Source organism: Xanthomonas sp. LF07-6, assembly GCF_034105445.1.
Classification (GTDB): domain Bacteria; phylum Pseudomonadota; class Gammaproteobacteria; order Xanthomonadales; family Xanthomonadaceae; genus Xanthomonas_A; species Xanthomonas_A sontii.
This window is the reverse complement of record NZ_JAXGGI010000002.1, coordinates 222,976-241,351: the sequence shown is the minus strand read 5'-3', so window position 1 is coordinate 241,351 and position 18,376 is coordinate 222,976. Positions and strand designations below refer to the sequence as shown.

Annotated in this window: 14 protein-coding genes; 10 read left to right on the top strand and 4 right to left on the bottom strand. The window is 68.8% G+C overall.

Annotation, left to right across the window (positions count from 1 at the left end; genetic code table 11):
• Positions 1–36 precede the first annotated feature (36 nt).
• The 4 genes from fdhD to SLW56_RS05580 all read left to right on the top strand — a co-directional run bounded on the left by fdhD (position 37) and on the right by SLW56_RS05580 (position 4,816).
• Positions 37–876, top strand: coding sequence for a formate dehydrogenase accessory sulfurtransferase FdhD (gene fdhD, locus SLW56_RS05595; protein ID WP_320694468.1), 840 nt, complete (start codon positions 37–39; stop codon positions 874–876).
• Positions 873–3,221, top strand: a complete 2,349-nt coding sequence (locus SLW56_RS05590; RefSeq protein ID WP_017908411.1) for an FdhF/YdeP family oxidoreductase — start codon at positions 873–875, stop codon at positions 3,219–3,221. Before fdhD ends, SLW56_RS05590 begins: the two co-directional genes overlap by 4 nt.
• Positions 3,211–3,459 carry a hypothetical protein gene (locus tag SLW56_RS05585; RefSeq protein ID WP_320694467.1) on the top strand — a complete coding sequence of 83 codons (249 nt, stop codon included), beginning with the start codon at positions 3,211–3,213 and terminating at the stop codon, positions 3,457–3,459. Before SLW56_RS05590 ends, SLW56_RS05585 begins: the two co-directional genes overlap by 11 nt.
• A gap of 76 nt (positions 3,460–3,535) precedes the next feature.
• Positions 3,536–4,816: an MFS transporter gene (locus SLW56_RS05580; protein ID WP_320694466.1), complete on the top strand. Its 1,281-nt coding sequence runs from the start codon at positions 3,536–3,538 to the stop codon at positions 4,814–4,816.
• Here the strand turns inward: SLW56_RS05580 and SLW56_RS05575 are convergent.
• From SLW56_RS05575 to SLW56_RS05565, 3 genes are all read right to left on the bottom strand, one after another.
• A complete protein-coding gene (locus tag SLW56_RS05575; protein WP_267103133.1) occupies positions 4,797–6,134 on the bottom strand; it encodes a diguanylate cyclase in 1,338 nt (445 codons plus the stop codon). The two genes, SLW56_RS05580 and SLW56_RS05575, sit on opposite strands and share 20 nt — an antisense overlap.
• An 88-nt stretch (positions 6,135–6,222) precedes the next feature.
• Positions 6,223–7,530 carry an FAD-binding oxidoreductase gene (locus SLW56_RS05570; protein ID WP_320694465.1) on the bottom strand — a complete coding sequence of 436 codons (1,308 nt, stop codon included), beginning with the start codon at positions 7,528–7,530 and terminating at the stop codon, positions 6,223–6,225.
• A gap of 105 nt (positions 7,531–7,635) precedes the next feature.
• On the bottom strand, positions 7,636–9,015 hold the full coding sequence (locus tag SLW56_RS05565; RefSeq protein ID WP_320694464.1) for a glutamine synthetase family protein: 1,380 nt from the start codon (positions 9,013–9,015) through the stop codon (positions 7,636–7,638).
• 268 nt (positions 9,016–9,283) lie between these two features.
• Here SLW56_RS05565 and SLW56_RS05560 point away from each other — a divergent pair, with 268 nt between their 5' ends.
• Both SLW56_RS05560 and SLW56_RS05555 read left to right on the top strand, forming a co-directional pair.
• Positions 9,284–10,039 (top strand): gamma-glutamyl-gamma-aminobutyrate hydrolase family protein, encoded by a 756-nt coding sequence (locus tag SLW56_RS05560; protein ID WP_152237556.1) that lies wholly within the window; start codon positions 9,284–9,286, stop codon positions 10,037–10,039.
• 5 nt (positions 10,040–10,044) lie between these two features.
• Entirely contained in the window at positions 10,045–11,427 is a 1,383-nt protein-coding gene (locus tag SLW56_RS05555) for a glutamine synthetase family protein (protein WP_017908479.1), read from the top strand.
• Between the two features lie 447 nt (positions 11,428–11,874).
• Here the strand turns inward: SLW56_RS05555 and SLW56_RS05550 are convergent, their stop codons facing one another.
• A complete protein-coding gene (locus SLW56_RS05550; protein WP_320694463.1) occupies positions 11,875–12,402 on the bottom strand; it encodes a hypothetical protein in 528 nt (175 codons plus the stop codon).
• On the opposite strand from SLW56_RS05550, the gene SLW56_RS05545 reads away from it, so the two are divergent.
• The 4 genes from SLW56_RS05545 to SLW56_RS05530 all read left to right on the top strand — a co-directional run bounded on the left by SLW56_RS05545 (position 12,386) and on the right by SLW56_RS05530 (position 18,365).
• Positions 12,386–13,750 (top strand): aspartate aminotransferase family protein, encoded by a 1,365-nt coding sequence (locus SLW56_RS05545; RefSeq protein ID WP_267116917.1) that lies wholly within the window; start codon positions 12,386–12,388, stop codon positions 13,748–13,750. The two genes, SLW56_RS05550 and SLW56_RS05545, sit on opposite strands and share 17 nt — an antisense overlap.
• A 91-nt stretch (positions 13,751–13,841) precedes the next feature.
• The gene (locus SLW56_RS05540) at positions 13,842–14,963 is read left to right on the top strand and encodes a polyamine ABC transporter substrate-binding protein (protein ID WP_152236413.1); all 1,122 of its coding nucleotides are present in this window, start codon (positions 13,842–13,844) and stop codon (positions 14,961–14,963) included.
• Between the two features lie 559 nt (positions 14,964–15,522).
• On the top strand, positions 15,523–16,791 hold the full coding sequence (locus SLW56_RS05535) for an HlyD family secretion protein (RefSeq protein WP_295943954.1): 1,269 nt from the start codon (positions 15,523–15,525) through the stop codon (positions 16,789–16,791).
• On the top strand, positions 16,788–18,365 hold the full coding sequence (locus SLW56_RS05530) for a DHA2 family efflux MFS transporter permease subunit (protein WP_017909044.1): 1,578 nt from the start codon (positions 16,788–16,790) through the stop codon (positions 18,363–18,365). The genes SLW56_RS05535 and SLW56_RS05530 overlap by 4 nt, the downstream gene beginning before the upstream one ends.
• Positions 18,366–18,376 lie beyond the last annotated feature (11 nt).

The window sequence follows — 18,376 nt, the reverse complement described above, 5'->3', positions numbered from 1 at the left end:
GCGTTCGTGCTGTTCCACTGAGTCCGGAGGGTCGCGATGTATTCGGGTGCGTCATCCAGGCCAGGTGCGGTCGCGCGCGGCGTGCGTCGCCACCGCGACGGGCGCACGGCCGTCGCCCAGGACCTGGTCGCGGCCGAGGTGCCGGTGGCGTTCGTCTACAACGACACGCCGTTCGTGGTGATGATGGCCACGCCGGAAGACCTGGAGGATTTCGCGCTGGGCTTCTCGCTCAGCGAGGGCATCGTCGAGGTGCCGGCGCAGTTGCGCATCGAGGCGGTGGAAACGTATCTGGAAGGCGTGTCGCTGCGCCTGCAGGTTCCGCCAGCGCAGGCGGCGGCCTTACAGGCGCGGCGCCGCAACCTGGACGGGCGCAGCGGCTGCGGCGTGTGCGGCAGCGAATCGCTGGAGGCGGTGTTGCGCGCGCCGCGGCCGGTGCCGGCCGGCACCCCGATCGCGCCCGCGGCGCTGGCCCAGGCGCTTCGCGCGCTGCGCGCGCAGCAGACCCTCAACGCGCTGACCGGCGCGACCCATGCCGCGGCCTGGGCCGATGCGCAGGGCCAGCTGCAGCTGATCCGCGAGGACGTCGGCCGCCACAACGCGCTGGACAAGCTGATCGGCGCGCTGGCCGGCGCCGGCCTCGACCCGGGCGCCGGCTTCGCGGTGGTCACCAGCCGTGCCAGCTACGAAATGGCGATGAAGGCCACGCAGGCCGGTATCCCGTTGCTGGCCGCCATTTCCGCGCCCACCGCGCTGGCCATCGCGCTCGCCGACAGCGCCGGCCTCACCCTGATCGGCTTCGCCCGCGATCACGATTACGTCGTCTACAGCCATCCGCAGCGCCTAGCGCACACAGAACCCGCCGGAGAGCCCGCATGAGCAAGAAGACCATCCAGCCCTACACGCAACCGGCCGGCGGTTGGGGGGCGTTGCGCGCGGTGGCCAAGCACCTGATGGAGCAGGACGTGGCGGTGCAGGGCGCCAAGACCCTGCTGCACGTCAACCAGCCCGACGGCTTCGACTGCCCCGGCTGCGCCTGGCCCGACCGCGACCACACCTCCACCTTCGAGTTCTGCGAGAACGGCGCCAAGGCGGTGGCCGCCGAATCCACCGCACGCCGCGCCACCCCCGAGCTGTTCGCCCAGCACAGCGTCGCGCAACTGGCCCGCTACAGCGACTACTGGCTGGAAGGGCAGGGCCGGCTGACCCAGCCGCTGCGCTACGACGCCGACACCGACCACTACGTGCCGATCGACTGGGACGACGCGTTCGCGCTGATCGCCCGGCACCTCAATGGCCTGGCCTCGCCGAACGAGGCGATCTTCTACACTTCCGGCCGCACCAGCAACGAGGCCGCGTTCCTGTACCAGCTGTTCGTGCGCGAGTTCGGCACCAACAACTTCCCGGACTGCTCCAACATGTGTCACGAGCCGTCCGGCACCGCGCTCAAGGCGCAGATCGGGGTCGGCAAGGGCACGGTGTCGCTGCAGGATTTCGAACTGGCCGATGCGATCTTCATCTTCGGCCAGAACCCCGGCACCAACCACCCGCGCATGCTCGGCGAACTGCGCCAGGCGGCCAAGCGCGGCGCGGCGATCGTCTCGTTCAATCCGCTGCGCGAACGCGGCCTGGAGAAGTTCGCCGATCCGCAGGACAAGCTGCAGATGCTGCACAACGGTTCTACGCGCATCTCCTCGGACTACTTCCAGCTCAAGATCGGCGGCGATCTGGCGGCGGTGAAGGGCATCATCAAACATGTGCTGGAGCGCGACGCCGAGGCGGCCAGCAGTGGCCAGCCGCGGCTGCTGGACCTGGAGTTCATCGCCGGCCATACCGTCGGCTTCGAGGCCTTCGCCGCCGAGGTCGCGGCCGAGCCGTGGGACACCATCGTCGAGGAGTCCGGGCTGAGCGAGGCCGAACTGCGCAAGGCCGGCGAGATCTACCTCAAGGCCGAGCGGCTGATCGCCTGCTGGGGCATGGGCATCACCCAGCACAAGCATTCGGTGGCGACCATCCAGATGATCGCCAACCTGCTCCTGCTGCGCGGCCATCTCGGCCGTCCCGGCGCCGGCGCCTGCCCGGTGCGCGGCCACAGCAACGTGCAGGGCGACCGCACGATGATGATCTACGAGAAGCCGCCGGAAGCGTTCCTGGACCGGCTGCAGGCGGTGTTCGGCTTCGCCCCGCCGCGCGCGCCCGGTTACGACACGGTCGGTGCGATCGAGGCGATGGCCGACGGCCGCGCCAAGGTGTTCTTCGCCATGGGTGGCAACTTCGCCACCGCCACGCCCGACACCGATGCCACCCACCGCGCGCTGCGTCGCTGCGACCTCACTGTGCACGTCACCACCAAGCTCAACCGCAGCCATCTGGTGCACGGCCGCGACGCGCTGATCCTGCCATGCCTGGGCCGCACCGAGATCGACATCCAGGAGGGCGGGCCGCAGCACGTCAGCGTCGAGGATTCGATGAGCATGGTGCACCTGTCCGGCGGCATCAATCCACCGGCCTCGCCGCAGTTGCTGTCCGAGCCGGCGATCGTGGCGCGGCTGGCCGAGGCCACGCTGGGGGCGCGCAGCGCGATACGCTGGCGCTGGCTGGTGGCCGACTACGACCGCATCCGCGACCTGATCGGGCAGATGTTCGACGACTTCGCCGACTTCAACGCGCGGGTGCGCGTGCCGGGCGGCTTCCGCCTGTCCAACGGCGCGCGCGACCGCGAATGGGACACGCCGGAGGGCCGCGCGGTGTTCAAGGTGCATGCGGTGCCCACCGACAATCCGATCCACCGCGCGCGCCGTCAGCACCCCGGGCAACTGGTGTTCACCCTGGCGACCACGCGCTCGCACGACCAGTACAACACCACCATCTACGGCCTGGACGACCGCTACCGCGGCGTGTTCGGCGAGCGCCGCGTGCTGTTCATCAACGCCGCCGACATCGCCGACCTGGGCATGCGCGCCGGCGACTGGGTGGACCTGCACAGCCTCTGCGAGGACGGCGTGCCGCGCCAGGCCAAGCGCTTCCTGCTGGTCGAGTACAACATCCCGCGTGGCTGCCTGGCGGCCTATTACCCCGAAACCAATGCGCTGGTGCCCTTGTCCAGCTTCGCCGACGAGGCGCGCACGCCGACCTCCAAATCGATTCCGGTGGTGGTCACCGCGCATCTGGCCGACGCCGCAGCGGCCGGCCCGCGCGACATCGGGGTCGCGCTTGTCCGCTGATCCGCTGCTGACCGCGCGGTTGTTGCACCTGCTGGCCGAGGCGCCGGACGGCATGGCGCTGGCGCGTGTGTGCAAGCGCCTGGACGTGCGCATGAGCGTGCTGCTGCGCACGCTGGCCTGGCTGGGCGATGCCGAACTCGCCGGGCAGCCGGGGCCGGGCTGGGTGCGGGTGGAGCGTCGCGGCGAACGCGAGCTGGCAGTGCTGACCGCTGCCGGTCGCGCGCAGTTGCCTTCCTGAGTGGCGGCGTGGCGGCGGAAGACAAGCCGTGACCGGGCTGCCATGATCTGCCGGCTTTCCCGTCGATGTCGCCTCCATGACCGTTGCCGCGTCTCCCGTTCCGCCCGTCAACTCGCCGCGTCGCGTGCTGCTGGCCAGCCTGGTCGGCACCACCATCGAGTTCTTCGACTTTTACATCTACGCCACCGCCGCGGTGCTGGTGTTCCCCAAGCTGTTCTTCCCCGAAGGCGATGCCGATGCGGCGCAGTTGCAGTCGCTGGCGACCTTCGCCGTGGCCTTCGTCGCGCGGCCGTTGGGATCGGCGCTGTTCGGCCATTTCGGCGACCGCATCGGCCGCAAGGCCACGCTGGTGGCGGCGCTGCTGACCATGGGCCTGTCCACCGTGCTGATCGGCCTGCTCCCCGGCTACGACCGGATCGGCCTGTGGGCGCCGGCGCTGCTGGTGCTGTGCCGCTTCGGCCAGGGCCTGGGCCTGGGCGGGGAGTGGGGCGGGGCGGTGCTGCTGGCCACCGAGAACGCGCCGCCGGGCAAGCGCGCCTGGTACGGCATGTTCCCGCAGTTGGGCGCGCCGCTGGGCTTCCTGCTGTGTTCGGGCATCTTCCTGCTGCTGGGCGCGCTGCTGGACGAGGCGCAGTTCCTGCGCTGGGGCTGGCGCATTCCGTTCGTCGCCAGCGCCCTGCTGGTGATCACCGGGCTGTGGGTGCGCCTGCGCATCCACGAGACCCCGGACTTCCAGCGCGCCCTGGACCGCAACGAGCGCGTGCGCCTGCCGATGCAGACGGTGCTCTCGCAGCACATCGGCGCGACGGCGCTGGGCACGTTCGCCGTGCTGGCGACCTTCGTGCTGTTCTACCTGATGACGGTGTTCGCGCTGGGCTACGGCACCACCACGCTGCACTACAGCCGCGAGCAGTTCCTGCTGCTGCAGATGGTCGGCATCCTGTTCTTCGCCGCCGGCATCCCCTTGTCGGCCTGGTACGGCGACCGCCGCGGCACGCGCCCGGCGATGCTGGTGGCCAGTGTGGCCATCGTCGCGTTCGGGCTGCTCTTCGCGCCGCTGTTCCAGGCCGGGCAGCCCTGGCAGGTGCTGGGCTTCCTGGCGCTGGGGTTCTTCTTCATGGGCCTGACCTACGGCCCCTGCGGCACGCTGCTGGCCGAACTGTATCCGGTGCCGGTGCGCTACACAGGCGCCTCGCTGGCGTTCAACCTGGCCGGCATCGTCGGTGCGGCGCCGGCGCCGTATGTCGCGGTGTGGCTGGCCAAGCAGTACGGCCTGCCGTGGGTGGGCTACTACCTCAGCGCGGCGGCGCTGCTGACCTTGCTGGCCCTGCTGGCGATCAGGCGGCCGCGTCGCTGAGCGCCGGCTCCGCCGGCGGCGCGTGTTCGACCCGGTTGCGGCCGCCGGCCTTGGCCAGGTACAGGTACTTGTCGGCCTCGGTCAGCAGCGGATGCAGGGTCTGCCGCTGCGGGCCGCTGCTGCTGACGCCGATGCTGATGGTGAGACGCAGGGTCTGCATGCCCAGCGGAATCGCGAGGTCGGCGATGCGCGCGCGCAGGCTTTCGAAGTAATCGGCGGCCGCGGCGGGGGCCAGGCCCGGCACCAGCATGCAGAATTCCTCGCCGCCGAAGCGCGCCACCATGTCCTGCGGGCGCGCGTGCGCGGCCAGGGTCGCCGCCACCGCGCGCAGCGCTTCGTCGCCGGCCTCGTGGCCGAAGGTGTCGTTGATGTGCTTGAAGTGGTCGATGTCGAGCATCGCCACGCCGACCGGCTCCTGCCGCGCCAGCCACTTCGCCAGCACGCGCTGGCTCTGTTCGAGGAAGTGCCGGCGGTTGGGCAGGCTGGTGAGGAAGTCGCGTGTCGCCAGGTCCTGCAGGGTGCCGATCAGCTCCAGCTGATCCACGTTCTGCGAGACCCGGCAGAAGAACTCCTCGCGCGAGAAGGGCTTGCGCAGGAAGTCGTTGGCGCCGTTCTTGAGGAAGCGCGGTACCAGCGACGGGTCGTTGTTGCCGGACAGGCCGATCACCGCCAGCATGTCGCGCGCGCGCAATGCGCGCAGCCGGCGGGTGAATTCCACGCCTTCCATGCCCGGCATTTCCTGGTCCACCACCGCCAGGCGGATGGACGGATTGGCCTCGATCGCGCGCAGCCCGGCGGCACCGTCGGCGGCCTCGACCACGCGGTAGCCGTACATCGACAGCAGGGAGGCGGCGTAGGCGCGCGCCGACGGCGAGTCGTCCACCACCAGCGCGGTGATGGAGCGGTTGCGCGCCAGTCGCTGCACCAGCCAGGCCAGGTAGTCGATGCTGTCCGGCGCGTTCTTCAGGACGAAGTCGATGATCTGCTGGGTCAGGATGCGCTTGCGCAGGCTCTCGTCGTAGACCCCGCTGACCACCACGGTGGGCAGCCCGCGCGCGACGAAGAAGTCCACGACGGTGTCGCGGTCGCCATCGGCCAGCACCAGCCCGGTCAGCGCCAGGAACCAGGGACCGCCGTCATCCAGGGCGGCGGCGGCCTCGGCCAGGGTGGAGACCACCACGACCGGCAGTTCGACCCGTTGCTCGATCGCCGCGCGCAGCAGGTCGGTGAAGGTGCGCGAGTTTTCCACCAGCAGGATGCGCTGCTGTGCGGGGCTGCCGTCGGGGGCGATCGGGGCGATCGACAACGGGTGCGACATGCATGCCTCGCGGGCGGCAATCCAGGAATGGAACCCGGTTAGCGGCCGTGCGCGCGCAAACTTGAGGGCGGCGTGGGTGCGTCGCTGGCTACCAGAGCGCGTCGCGCAGCTTGTACCAGGACATCGCCGCCACCAGCAGCGGCGTGCGCAGCAGGCGGCCGCCGGGAAAGGGCGCGTGCGGGATCCGCGCGAACACGTCCAGCCGCTGCGCCTGCCCGGCGATTGCCGCGGCGATGACCGCCCCGGCCAGGCCGGTGGCGGCCACCCCGTGGCCGGAGAAGCCCTGCGCGAAGTACACGTTCGGGGTCAGCCGGCCCCAATGCGGGGCGCGGTTGCGGGTGATGTCGACGTAGCCGCCCCACACCGAGTCCATCTCGACCTGGCGGAGTTGCGGGAACACCCGGCGCATGCGCCGCGTCATCACCCCGCGCAGGCCGGGCGGCGGCAGCGACGAATAGCTGGCGCGGCCGCCGAACAGCAGCCGGTGGTCGCGGCTGAGGCGGAAGTAGTCCAGCGCCCAGTTGACGTCGGCCACTGCCATGTCGTTGCCGATCAGTTCGCGCGCCAGCGCCTCGCCCAGCGGCGCGCTTGCGCCGATGTAGGTGCCGACCGGCATGATCCGCGATTCCAGCTCCGGGGCGATGCCGCGCAGCCAGGCATTGCCGGCGAGGATGGCGAACTCGCCCTCGACCTCGCCGTGCGCGCTGCGCAGGATCGGTCGCGCGCCGCGAACCAGTTGCGTGACCGGCGTCTGCTCGTAAATGCGCACCCCGGCCGCCAGCGCCGCCCGCGCCAGGCCACGCGCGTAGTCCAGCGGATGCAGGTGGCCGCTGGCCGCGTCATACATCGCCCCCAGGTAGCGTGGGCTGCGCAACTGCGACTGCAACTGCGCGCGGTCCCACCATTGCAGCGGATAGTCGTAGCGCTGCGCCATCTCGATGATGCCGGCGCGCAACGCGCGTTCCTGGCGCGGCTTGATCGCCACGTGCGCATGGCCGTCGCGCCAGTCGCAGGCGATGCCATGGCGGGCGATGCGGGTACGCAGCAACTGCATGCCGTCGCGGGAGAAATCGAACAGCAGCCGCGCATCGTCCTGGCCGAGCAGGGCTTCCAGGGTGTGCTGCTCGCAGCCGTAGCCGACGATGGCCTGGCCGCCGTTGCGCCCGGATGCACCCCAGCCGACCCGCTGCGCCTCCAGCACCACCACCCGATACCCGGCCTCGGCCAGGGCCAGCGCCGCACTCAGTCCGGTATAGCCGGCGCCGAGGATGCATACGTCGGCGCGTACCTTGCTTCGTAATGGTTCCTGTTCCGGGAATGGTGCGGCGCTGTCGAGGTACCAGGACGCGCCGGGAATGGGGACTCGGGAATGGGGAATGGGGGAAGCGCCGGTCATGGCGGCGAACTGCAGTGATGGCCCAGGCGCACCGTATCCTGGGCTCCAGACGCTTTCGCGCTCGCTGCTTTCGATTCCCGATTCACCATGCCCGATTCCCAGCCTTCAAACCGTGCGCAAATACCAGCGATAGTCCACATCGCTGACCTGCGCCTGGAAGTCCAGCAGCTCGCGGCGCTTCTGCTGGCCGTAGATATGCCGGAAGCGCGTGCCGAACGCGGTGGCGGCGAAGTCGCTGTCCAGGAAGCGGGCGATCGCGCTGCGCCAGTCCGGTTCGCGTGCGGCGTGTTGCGCGTAGGCGTTGCCCTGGGTCGGCGGGCCGGGGTCTAGGCCCTGCGCCAGGCCGTGTTCGATGCCGGCCAGCACCGCCGCGACGACCAGGTAGGGGTTGGCGTCGGCGCCGGCGATGCGGTGCTCGATGCGGGTGTTGGCCGGGTCGCTGTGCGGCACCCGCATCGCCACGGTGCGGTTGTTGAAGCCCCAGCTGTCGTTGAGCGGGACGAAGGCATTGGCGACGAAGCGCCGGTAGCTGTTGGCGTGCGGGGAGAACAGCAGCAGGCAGTCCTCGGCGCTGTGCTGCAATCCGCCGATGGCATGGCGCAGCGGCGCAGCCGGCGCCTGCGGGGTGCAAGCGAACACGTTGTGGCCGCCATCGTCGAGCAGGCTCACGTGCACGTGCAGACCGCTGCCGGATTGCGCGGCGAACGGCTTGGCCATGAAGCTGGCGAGCAGGCCCTGCTGCTGCGCGATCGCCTTGATCGCGCGCTTGAGCAGCACCGCATCGTCGCAGGCGGCCAGCGCATCGGCGCGGTGCTTGAGGTTGATCTCGAACTGGCCGGGCGCGTATTCGGCGACCGCGGTGTCGGCCGGGATGCCCTGCGCGCGGCAGGCCTGCGCGACCGCGTCGGTGAAGCCGCGCTGGTCGTCCAGTTCCTGCATGTAATAGACCTGGGTGCTGTCGTTGCGCAGTCCACTGTGGGCGTGCAGCGGCGGCTGCGGGCGGCCGTGCGCGTCGGCGTGCGGATCGAACAGGTAGAACTCCAGCTCCACCGCGATCACCGGGGTCAGCCCGCGTGCCTGCAGGCGCGCCAGCACCTGCGCCAGCACCTGGCGCGGGGCGAAGTCGAGCGCGCCGCCGGCGCCGTCCTGCATCGCCAGCAGCAGTTGCGCCGAGGGCACCGGCGCCCACGGCACCGGTCGCAGACTGCCCGGCACCGGGAAACACAGCCGATCCTCGTCGCCGATGTCGTAGCCCAGCCCGGTTTCCTCGACGGTATTGCCGGTGATGTCGGTGGCGATCAGCGACATCGGCAGGCACACCCCTTCGCGGTAGACCTTGTACAACGCGTCGCGGGCGATGCGCTTGCCGCGCAGCAGGCCGTTGCAGTCCGGCAGCAGCAGGTCGATCTGCTCGCAGCCGGCGATACGCTGCAGGGTCTGGGCATCGTCCGGGGGCAGCAGCGGGGCGTCGTGCATGCGGGTCATCGCGGCGGACGGCGGGAGTGCTTGGAGCTTAGCAGAGCGCCATGGCGTCAAGAATACTCAACAGCGGCAGGAGGCGACGTGCCGACGCTCGCTCGCGCTGCACGCTGGCCGTGTTGCGCTTTTGCGGCATGACGAAGGAGATTTTGCGGCATCGTGCAGGCCGGTCAGCGCCTCTGCAGGTGCGTTGTGCGCCGTGTCCCACTGCGTGTCGTGTTGTAAAAATAAAACGCTCGCGGTAACTTGCGAGGACGCCACACGAGTTCTTCGCATGGCCGTATCGCCCCTGGTCGGTGTGCCGACCGACCGCAAGCTCATCGGCCATCATCCGTTCCTGGCCGCGGGCGAAAAGTATCTGCGTGCCGCCGTCGATGGGGCCGGGGTGACCCCGGTGCTGCTGCCGTCGCTGCAACCGCCGGTCGACGCCCGCGCCTGGCTGACGCGGCTCGACGGCCTGCTGCTGACCGGCGCGGTCAGCAATATCGAGCCGCACCATTACAGCGACGAGCCGAGCTGGCTCGGCAACCTGCATGACCCGGCGCGCGACGCCAACACGCTGGACCTGATTCCGCAGGCGATCTCGCTGGGCCTGCCGATCCTGGCGATCTGCCGCGGCTTCCAGGAAGTCAACGTCGCCCTCGGCGGCACCCTGCACCAGAAGGTGCACGCGCAGCCGGGGCTGTCCGATCACCGCGAGGATCCGCAGGCGCCACTGGAAGCGCAGTACGCGCCGGCGCACGAGGTGGCGCTGAGCGAAGGCGGCTGGCTGGAGGAGATCGCCGGCCGCGGGCGGGTGCGGGTCAACTCGCTGCACGGCCAGGGCGTGGCCCGGCTCGGCGGCGACCTGATCGTCGAGGCGCTGGCGCCGGACGGGCTGATCGAGGCCTTCCGCGGCATCGGCCCCGGTTTCCTGCTCGGTGTGCAATGGCATCCGGAGTGGCGGGTCCTCGACGACCCGTTCTATCTCGGTATCTTCCAATCCTTCGGCGACGCCTGTCGCCACTATGCGGCCAGCCGCAGGCACTGATTCCCATGGCCAGTCGACCCCGATCGCGCAAGCACACCCCGGAACAGCAGGAAAGCTCGCTGCGGCGCTGGCTCAAGGAACGCCACATCACCGAGGTCGAGTGCCTGGTGCCGGACATCACCGGCAACGCGCGCGGCAAGATCATTCCCGCCGCCAAGTTCTCGCACGACTACGGCACGCGCCTGCCCGAGGGCATCTTCGCCACCACCGTCACCGGCGACTACCCGGACGACTACTACGACCTGACGTCGCCGTCGGATTCGGACATGCAGCTGCGCCCGGACCCGGACACGGTGCGCATGGTGCCGTGGGCCGCCGATCCCACCGCGCAGGTGATCCACGATTGCTATACCAAGGAAGGTCAGCCGCACGAACTGGCGCCGCGCAACGTGCTGCGCGGGGTGCTGGAGGCGTATGCGGCGATCGGCTGCAAGCCGGTGGTGGCGCCGGAGCTGGAGTTCTTCCTGGTGCAGAAGAACACCGACCCGGACTTTCCGTTGCTGCCGCCGGCCGGCCGCTCGGGGCGGCCGGAGACGGCACGGCAGTCGTACTCGATCGACGCGGTCAACGAGTTCGATCCGATCCTGGACCTGATGTACGACTATTGCGACGCGATGGAGCTGGACGTGGACACGCTGATCCACGAATCCGGCGCGGCGCAGCTGGAGGTCAACTTCACCCACGATGACGCGCTGTCGCGCGCCGACCAGGTGTTCCTGTTCAAGCGCACCATGCGCGAGGCGGCGCTGCGCCACGGCGTCTACGCCACCTTCCTGGCCAAGCCGATGGAGAACGAGCCGGGCAGTGCGATGCACATCCACCAGAGCCTGGTGGACAAGCACGGCAAGAACGTCTTCAGCGGCCGCCGCGCCGGCGAGTACAGCCGCACCTTCGCCCATTACCTGGCGGGCCTGCAGAAGTACGTGCCGATGGCGATGGCGTTCTTCGCGCCCAACGTCAATTCCTACCGCCGGCTGATGTTCGGCGAGGTGTCGCCGAGCAATGTGCTGTGGGGCTTCGACAACCGCACCTGCGGCCTGCGCGTACCGATCGACACGATCGAGAACATGCGCGTGGAGAGTCGTTTCGCCGGTTCCGACGCCAATCCCTACTTGGCGATGGCGGCGACGCTGGCCTGCGGCTTGCTCGGAATCCGCGAGAAGCTCGAGCCGACCGAGCCGACCACGGGTAGCGGCAAGGAGATGGGCTATCAGTTGCCGCGTTCGCTGGGCGAGGCGCTGGACGAGCTGGAGCGTTGTGCGCCGTTGCAGGAGTTGCTGGGGCCGCGTTTCGTGCGGGCGTACATTTCGGTCAAGCGCAAGGAGTACGAGACGTTCTTCCGGGTGATCAGTTCGTGGGAGCGGGAGTTTTTGTTGTTGAACGTGTGAGTTCCTGGTGCCTTTCGTGGCTCGCGTGATGCCTACGCTCTGCAGCAGATTCGATCTTGCCGTTGCCGTTGCTTTTGCTGTTGCTTCGGTTGTTGCTTTTGACTTACCGGGTTCCCTTCCGTAGCGGCGGCCATCGCGGGGAAACACCCGAAGGGCGGCGTACATGGATGTACGCCGTCCGCGGCAGGGGCAGGATGCCCCTTCCGCGGATCCCCGTGATGGACGCGGACCCGGAGCGCGCAGCGCGGAGGGCGCGAAGGCAGGGCGCGCTTTCTTTTGGTTACCTTTTCTTTGCGCGAGCAAAGAAAAGTAACTCGCCCGAAAGGGCGAAAGCCTTTAAAGCTTTTGCTGTTGCTTCAAGCTTGAGTGTCAGACGAGAAGAACTGTAGGAGCGGCGTCAGCCGCGACAGACACGGCTGATCGCCTCGGTCGCGGCTGACGCCGCTCCTACAGTTCAGCCACGGCGGAAGCATCTTCAAGAGCAAAGCTTTCGCCTGGCGGCGAGTCACTTTGATCAGCCTTCGGCTGCTGAGAAGCACTTCTTTGCTTGTGCAAAGAAAAGTAACCAAAAGAAAGCACACCCTGCCTCGCGCCCTCCGCGCTAACGCGCTCCGGGTCCGCGTCCAACCCGGGGATTCGCGGAAGGGGCATCCTGCCCCTGCCGCGAACGGCGCACGTCCATGTGCGCCGCCCCTTCGGGGTTTTTCCCCGGGCCGGCCGCCGCTTCGGAAGGGAACCCGTTAAAGCAAAAGCAACGGCAAAGGCAAAAGCAACGGCAACGGCAACGGCAACGGCAAAGGCAAAGGCAAAGGCAAGGGCAAGGGCAAGGGCAAGGGCAAAGGCAAGGGCAAAGGCAAGGGCAAGGGCAAGGGCAAAGACAGCAAGAGCAAGAGCAAGAGCAACAGCAACAGCAAAGCCTGGCCGCGGTAGCGGCCTTGGTACCGACATTGGAGTGGATATGGACCCGATCGACACGCGCGCCCTGCAGGACTTGGATGCCGCGCACCACCTGCACCCGTTCAACGACAACGCCGCCCTGGCGCAGAAAGGCACCCGCATCCTCACCCGCGGCGATGGCGCCTACGTCTGGGATGCCGACGGCAACCAGTTGCTGGACGCCTTCGCCGGCCTGTGGTGCGTCAACGTCGGTTACGGGCGCAAGGAACTCGGCCAGGCCGCCGCGCGGCAGATGGAACAGCTGGCGTACTACAACAGCTTCTTCCAGTGCACCACCGAACCCACCATCCGCCTGGCCGCCAAGCTCGCCGAACTGGCGCCGGGCGACCTCGATCATGCCTTCTTCACCAATTCCGGCTCCGAGGCCAACGACACCATCCTGCGCCTGGTGCGGCACTTCTGGGCCGTGCAGGACCAGCCGCAGAAGACCATCTTCATCGGCCGCCACGACGGCTACCACGGCACCACCATGGCCGGCGCCAGCCTCGGCGGGATGAAGGGCATGCACCGCCAGGGCGGCCTGCCGATCCCCGACATCCACCACATCGATCCGCCGTACTGGTTTGGCGACGGCGGCGACATGGATCCGGAGGAATACGGGCTGCTTGCCGCACGCCGGCTCGAAGACAAGATCCTGGAACTGGGGCCGGAACGGGTCGCCGCGTTCATCGGCGAGCCGATCATGGGCGCGATCGGCGTGTACATTCCGCCGCGCAGCTACTGGCCGGAGATCGAGCGCATCTGCCGCCGCTACGACGTGCTGCTGGTCGCCGACGAGGTGATCTGCGGCTTCGGCCGCACCGGCGAATGGTTCGGGTCGCAACACTTCGGCTTCCAGCCGGACGTGATGACCATCGCCAAGGGCATCACCTCCGGCTACATCCCGCTCGGCGCGGCGATGTTCGGCACGCGCGTGGCCACGGTGCTGAAGGAGCAGGGCGGCGAGTTGGCGCATGGCTGCACCTATTCCGGGCACCCGGTGTGCGCGGCGGTGGCGCTGGAGAACCTGCGCCTGCTGCAGGAAGAGGGCATCGTCGAACGCGCGCGCAACGAGATCGCGCCGTACCTGGCGCAACGCTGGGCCGAGCTGGGCGAGCACCGGCTGGTGGGCGAGGCGCGCATCGTCGGCATGATCGGCGCGCTGGAACTGGTGCCGGACAAGCCGCGCCGGCAGTACTTCCCCGAGCGCGGCAAGGTCGGCGCATTGTGCCGCGACAATGCGCTGCGCCGCGGCCTGATCCTGCGCGCCACCAACGACGCGATGCTGCTGTCGCCGCCGCTGATCCTCAGCCGTGCCCAGGTCGACGAACTGTTCGACAAGGCCTGGCTGGCGCTGGAGGATACGGCCCAGGCGCTGGGCAAATAGCCCGGCGCTGGGTAGTCTGGAACGTCCACCCCGGATCCGGCGCGCGGCGCCGATCTTCCCCCTCTTGCCCATGGACCTGCGGAGACCTGCCATGACCTTGCGACTGCTCACTCTTTCCCTGGCCACGGCGCTGCTCGCCGGCTGCGGCGGCTCCGGCGGCGACGCGGACAAGGCGGGGCAGGGCGAGGCGAAGGTGCTCAACGTGTACAACTACTCGGACTACATCGCCGAGAACACGATTCCCGACTTCGAGAAGCAGAGCGGGATCAAGGTCACCTACGACGTCTTCGACAGCGACGAGATGGTGGAGACCAAGCTGCTGGCCGGTGGCAGCGGCTACGACGTGGTGGTGCCGACGCTGAACTTCTTCGGCCGGCAGATCCAGGCCGGCGTGTTCCTGCCGCTGGACAAGAGCAAGATCCCGAACCTGGCCAATCTCGATCCGCAGATCATGCAGCGCATCGCGCAGCAGGATCCGGGCAACAAGTACGGCGTGCCGTACATGGTCGGCACCACCGGCATCGGCTACAACGTGGACAAGGTCAAGGCCGCGTTCGGCAGCACCGACATCGCCAACAGCTGGGACCTGGTGTTCAAGCCGGAGAACTTGTCCAAGCTCAAGGACTGCGGCGTGACCCTGCTGGATACGCCCTCGGACCTGATCCCGATCGCGCTGCACTACCTGGGCGAGGATCCGCACAGCACCGACCCGGCCAAGATCGAGCAGGCCGCGGCGCTGATCAAGCGCATCCGCCCGTACGTGCAGAACTTCCACTCCTCGCAGTACGTGACCTCGCTGGCCAACGGCAGTACCTGCCTGGCGGTGGGCTGGTCCGGCGACATCATCCAGGCGCGCGACCGCGCCGAGGAAGCCAAGAACGGCGTGCACGTGGCCTATTCGATTCCCAAGGAAGGCGCGCCGCAGTGGTTCGACATGCTGGCCATTCCCAAGGACGCCAAGCATCCGGAGAACGCCTACGCGTTCATCAACTACCTGCTGACGCCCAAGGTGGCCGCGGCCAATACCGACTTCATCCACTACGCCAATCCGGTGCCGCAGGCGACCCCGCTGGTGGACGCGGCGATCCGCAACGATCCCACCATCTATCCGCCGCCGGACGTGGCCGCGAAGATGTTCACCTATTCGATCAACCCGCCCGAAGTGGACAAGCTGTACACCCGCCTGTGGACGGAGATCAAGACCGGCCGTTGAGCCGCCGGCGTTGCGGTCAGGGTAAGGCTTTGCGGGTTCCCCCGGACCGCTATCGCGCTGCGCTTGCCCGAGCGACCAGGGGGAGCGTAAGCGGCTGTTGTGGGAGGGACTTCAGTCCAGACGCGATGCTGCCTGGGACGCATCGCGTCTTCGCTCGTCGTGGCTGAAGCCGCTCTTACCTCTTCGCCTGTCCACGCAGGTATCGCGCCGGCACGCTCTCCCGTTTGATCGGAGCGGGCAACACCTTTTCCCGCAGGAGCGGCTTCAGCCGCGACGGGCCTTCCCGATCGCGCCCCGTCGCGCGGCCGAAGGGCGCCCCGATACATCGCTTTCCCCATCGGGATGAGAGACCGGGGACATCGCTCCCTCGACCCAAGCGGCCGGGTCGGGCGCCGCACAGCGCCCGCCATCGCGGCGACGCTGCAGCGCCACCGCCACGCGATGCTCACACACTCTGTACTCACCGGTACAAATAATGCGCCGGCTGGCGTACGCTACCGTTTGGTGGCGTCGCCGTTCCGACCCGGCGACGTTCTTCCTCTCCCCAGGAATCAGCGACTTGAGCAACCACGACCCAGACTCCTCACAGGCGCCGCGGCAGGCCGCCGCGCGCGACGCCCATGCCGGCCAGGGCCAGTCCGGCTCGCCCCGGGACGACAAGGGCCATGACGGCAAGGGCCAAGAGGACGACGGCAAGTCCGACACGCCGTCGCCGCTGAAGAACCCCAAGGTCAAATGGACCCTGCTGCTGATCGGCCTGCTGGTGGTGATCGGCCTGGTGGTGTGGCTGATCTATTACCTCACCACCGGCCGCTACCTGCAGGAGACCAACAACGCCTATCTGCAGGCCGATACGGTGGCGGTGGCGCCGCGGGTCAACGGCTACGTGACAGCGGTGTATGTGCGCGACAACCAGAGCGTGGCCGCCGGGCAGCCGCTGCTGGAGATCGACCCGCGCACCTACCGCGCCACCCTGGAGCAGGCGCAGGCGGCGATCGCGGTGCGCCAGGCCGACATCGCCGCCGCCGAGGCCGGGCTGCAGGCGCAGCGCGCCAGCCTGCTGCAGGCGCGCACCCAGGTCACTGCCGCCGCCGCCAGCCTGCGCTTCGCCCAGGGCGAGGCCAAGCGCTTCGGGCCGTTGGCCGCGTCCGGCGCCGACACCCACGAACACTACGAAAGCATCGTCCACGACCGCGACCGCGCGCAGGCGCAGTTCGACGCGGCCAAGGCCCAGGTCGTCGCTGCGGAGAGCCAGGTGCAGGGCACCAGCGCCAAGCTCGACCAGGCCCGCGCCGGGCTGGTGCAGGCGCAGGCCGACGCCGCGCAGGCGGAAGTGGCGGTGGAGGACACCCGCCTGACCGCGCGCATCGCCGGCCGCATCGGCGACAAGACCGTGCAGGTCGGCCAGTTCGTCGCGGCCGGCACCCGGTTGATGAGCGTGGTGCCGGTGGACGCGCTGTACCTGAGCGCCAACTTCAAGGAAACCCAGGTCGGGCTGATGCGGCCGGGGCAGCCGGCGCGGATCGAGGTCGATGCGCTGTCCGGGGTGGAACTGGACGGCGTGGTCGAGAGCATCGCCCCGGGCACCGGGTCGCAGTTCGCGCTGTTGCCGCCGGAGAACGCCACCGGCAACTTCACCAAGGTGGTGCAGCGGGTGCCGGTGCGGATCCGCCTCAAGGCTGGCGCCGAGGCGCGCAAGGTGTTGGTGCCGGGCATGTCGGTGACGGTGACGGTCGATACGCGCAGCGCCAAGGATGCCAAGGAGCGCGTGGAGGAAGAGGACGCGCAGGGCCAGGATGCGGTCGCCCCGCGCGGGCGCACCCCGTGAGCGAAGCGGCCGCGGCGGCCGGCGCGCAGGCGTCGCAAAAGGCCGACACCGGCGCCTGGCTGGCGGTGGCCGCCGGCACCATCGGCTCGTTCATGGCGACGCTGGACATCTCCATCGTCAACGCCGCACTGCCGACCATCCAGGGCGAGGTCGGCGCCAGCGGCACCGAAGGCACCTGGATCTCGACCTCCTACCTGGTCGCCGAGATCGTGATGATCCCGCTGACCGGCTGGTTCGTGCGCACCCTGGGGCTGCGCAACTTCCTGCTGATCTGCGCGCTGCTTTTCACGTTTTTCTCGGTGGTGTGCGGGCTGTCCAGCAGCCTGACCATGATGATCCTCGGCCGGGTCGGCCAGGGCTTCGCCGGCGGCGCGCTGATCCCCACCGCGCTGACCATCGTCGCCACGCGCCTGCCGCCGGCGCAGCAGACTCTGGGCACGGCGCTGTTCGGCATGACCGTGATCCTGGGTCCGGTGATCGGGCCGCTGCTGGGCGGCTGGCTCACCGAGAACGTGAGCTGGCACTACGCGTTCTTCCTCAACGTGCCGGTCTGTGCCGGCCTGGTGGCGCTGCTGCTGCTCGGGCTGCCGCACGAGCGCATGTATCTGCGCGGTCTGCTCGACGCCGACTGGCTCGGCATCTTCGGCCTGACCGCCGGACTGGGCGCGCTCACCGTGGTGCTGGAAGAAGGCCAGCGCGAGCGCTGGTTCGAATCCACCGAGATCGTGCTGCTGAGCGTGGTGTCGCTGGTCGGCTTCATCGCCCTGGTGGGCTCGCAATTCCTCAGCCGGCAGCCGGTGATCCGCCTGTCGATCCTGCTGCAGCGCAGTTTCGGCGCGGTGTTCGTGATGGTGATGGCGGTAGGCATGATCCTGTTCGGGGTCATGTACATGATTCCGCAGTTCCTGGCGGTGATCTCCGGCTACAACACCGAGCAGTCCGGCTACGTGGTGCTGCTGTCGGGCGTCCCCACGGTGCTGCTGATGCCGATGATGCCCAAGCTGCTGACCACGGTGGATGTGCGCGTGCTGGTGCTCGGCGGGTTGAGCTGCTTCGCCGCGGCCTGCTTCGTCAACATGCACCTCACCGCCGAGTCGGTCGGCATGCATTTCGTCGCCGGGCAGCTGCTGCAGGGCTGCGGGCTGGCGCTGGCGATGATGTCGCTCAACCAGGCGGCGATCTCCTCGGTGCCGCCGGACCTGGCCGGCGACGCCTCGGGCCTGTTCAATGCCGCGCGCAACATGGGCGGCTCGATCGGCCTGGCGCTGATCTCCACCTTCCAGGAGCGGCGCATGGTGTTCCATACGCAGATGCTCGGCAGCGGCACCACCGCCAATTCGCCGCTGGCGCAGGACTACCTGCACGGCATCGCCGCGCAACTGCAGTCGGTGTCCGGCGCCGGCGCGGCGATGCAGTCGCTGGCGCAACTGGCGCGGCTGGTGCAGCAGCAGGCCCTGGTGATGACCTACAACGATCTGTTCTGGATCTTCGGGGTGATCGTGGTTTGCACGATCCCGCTGGCGTTCCTGCTCAAGCCGCTGCCCAAGGGCGGCGCTCCGCTCGCGATGCATTGAGGATTCCATGG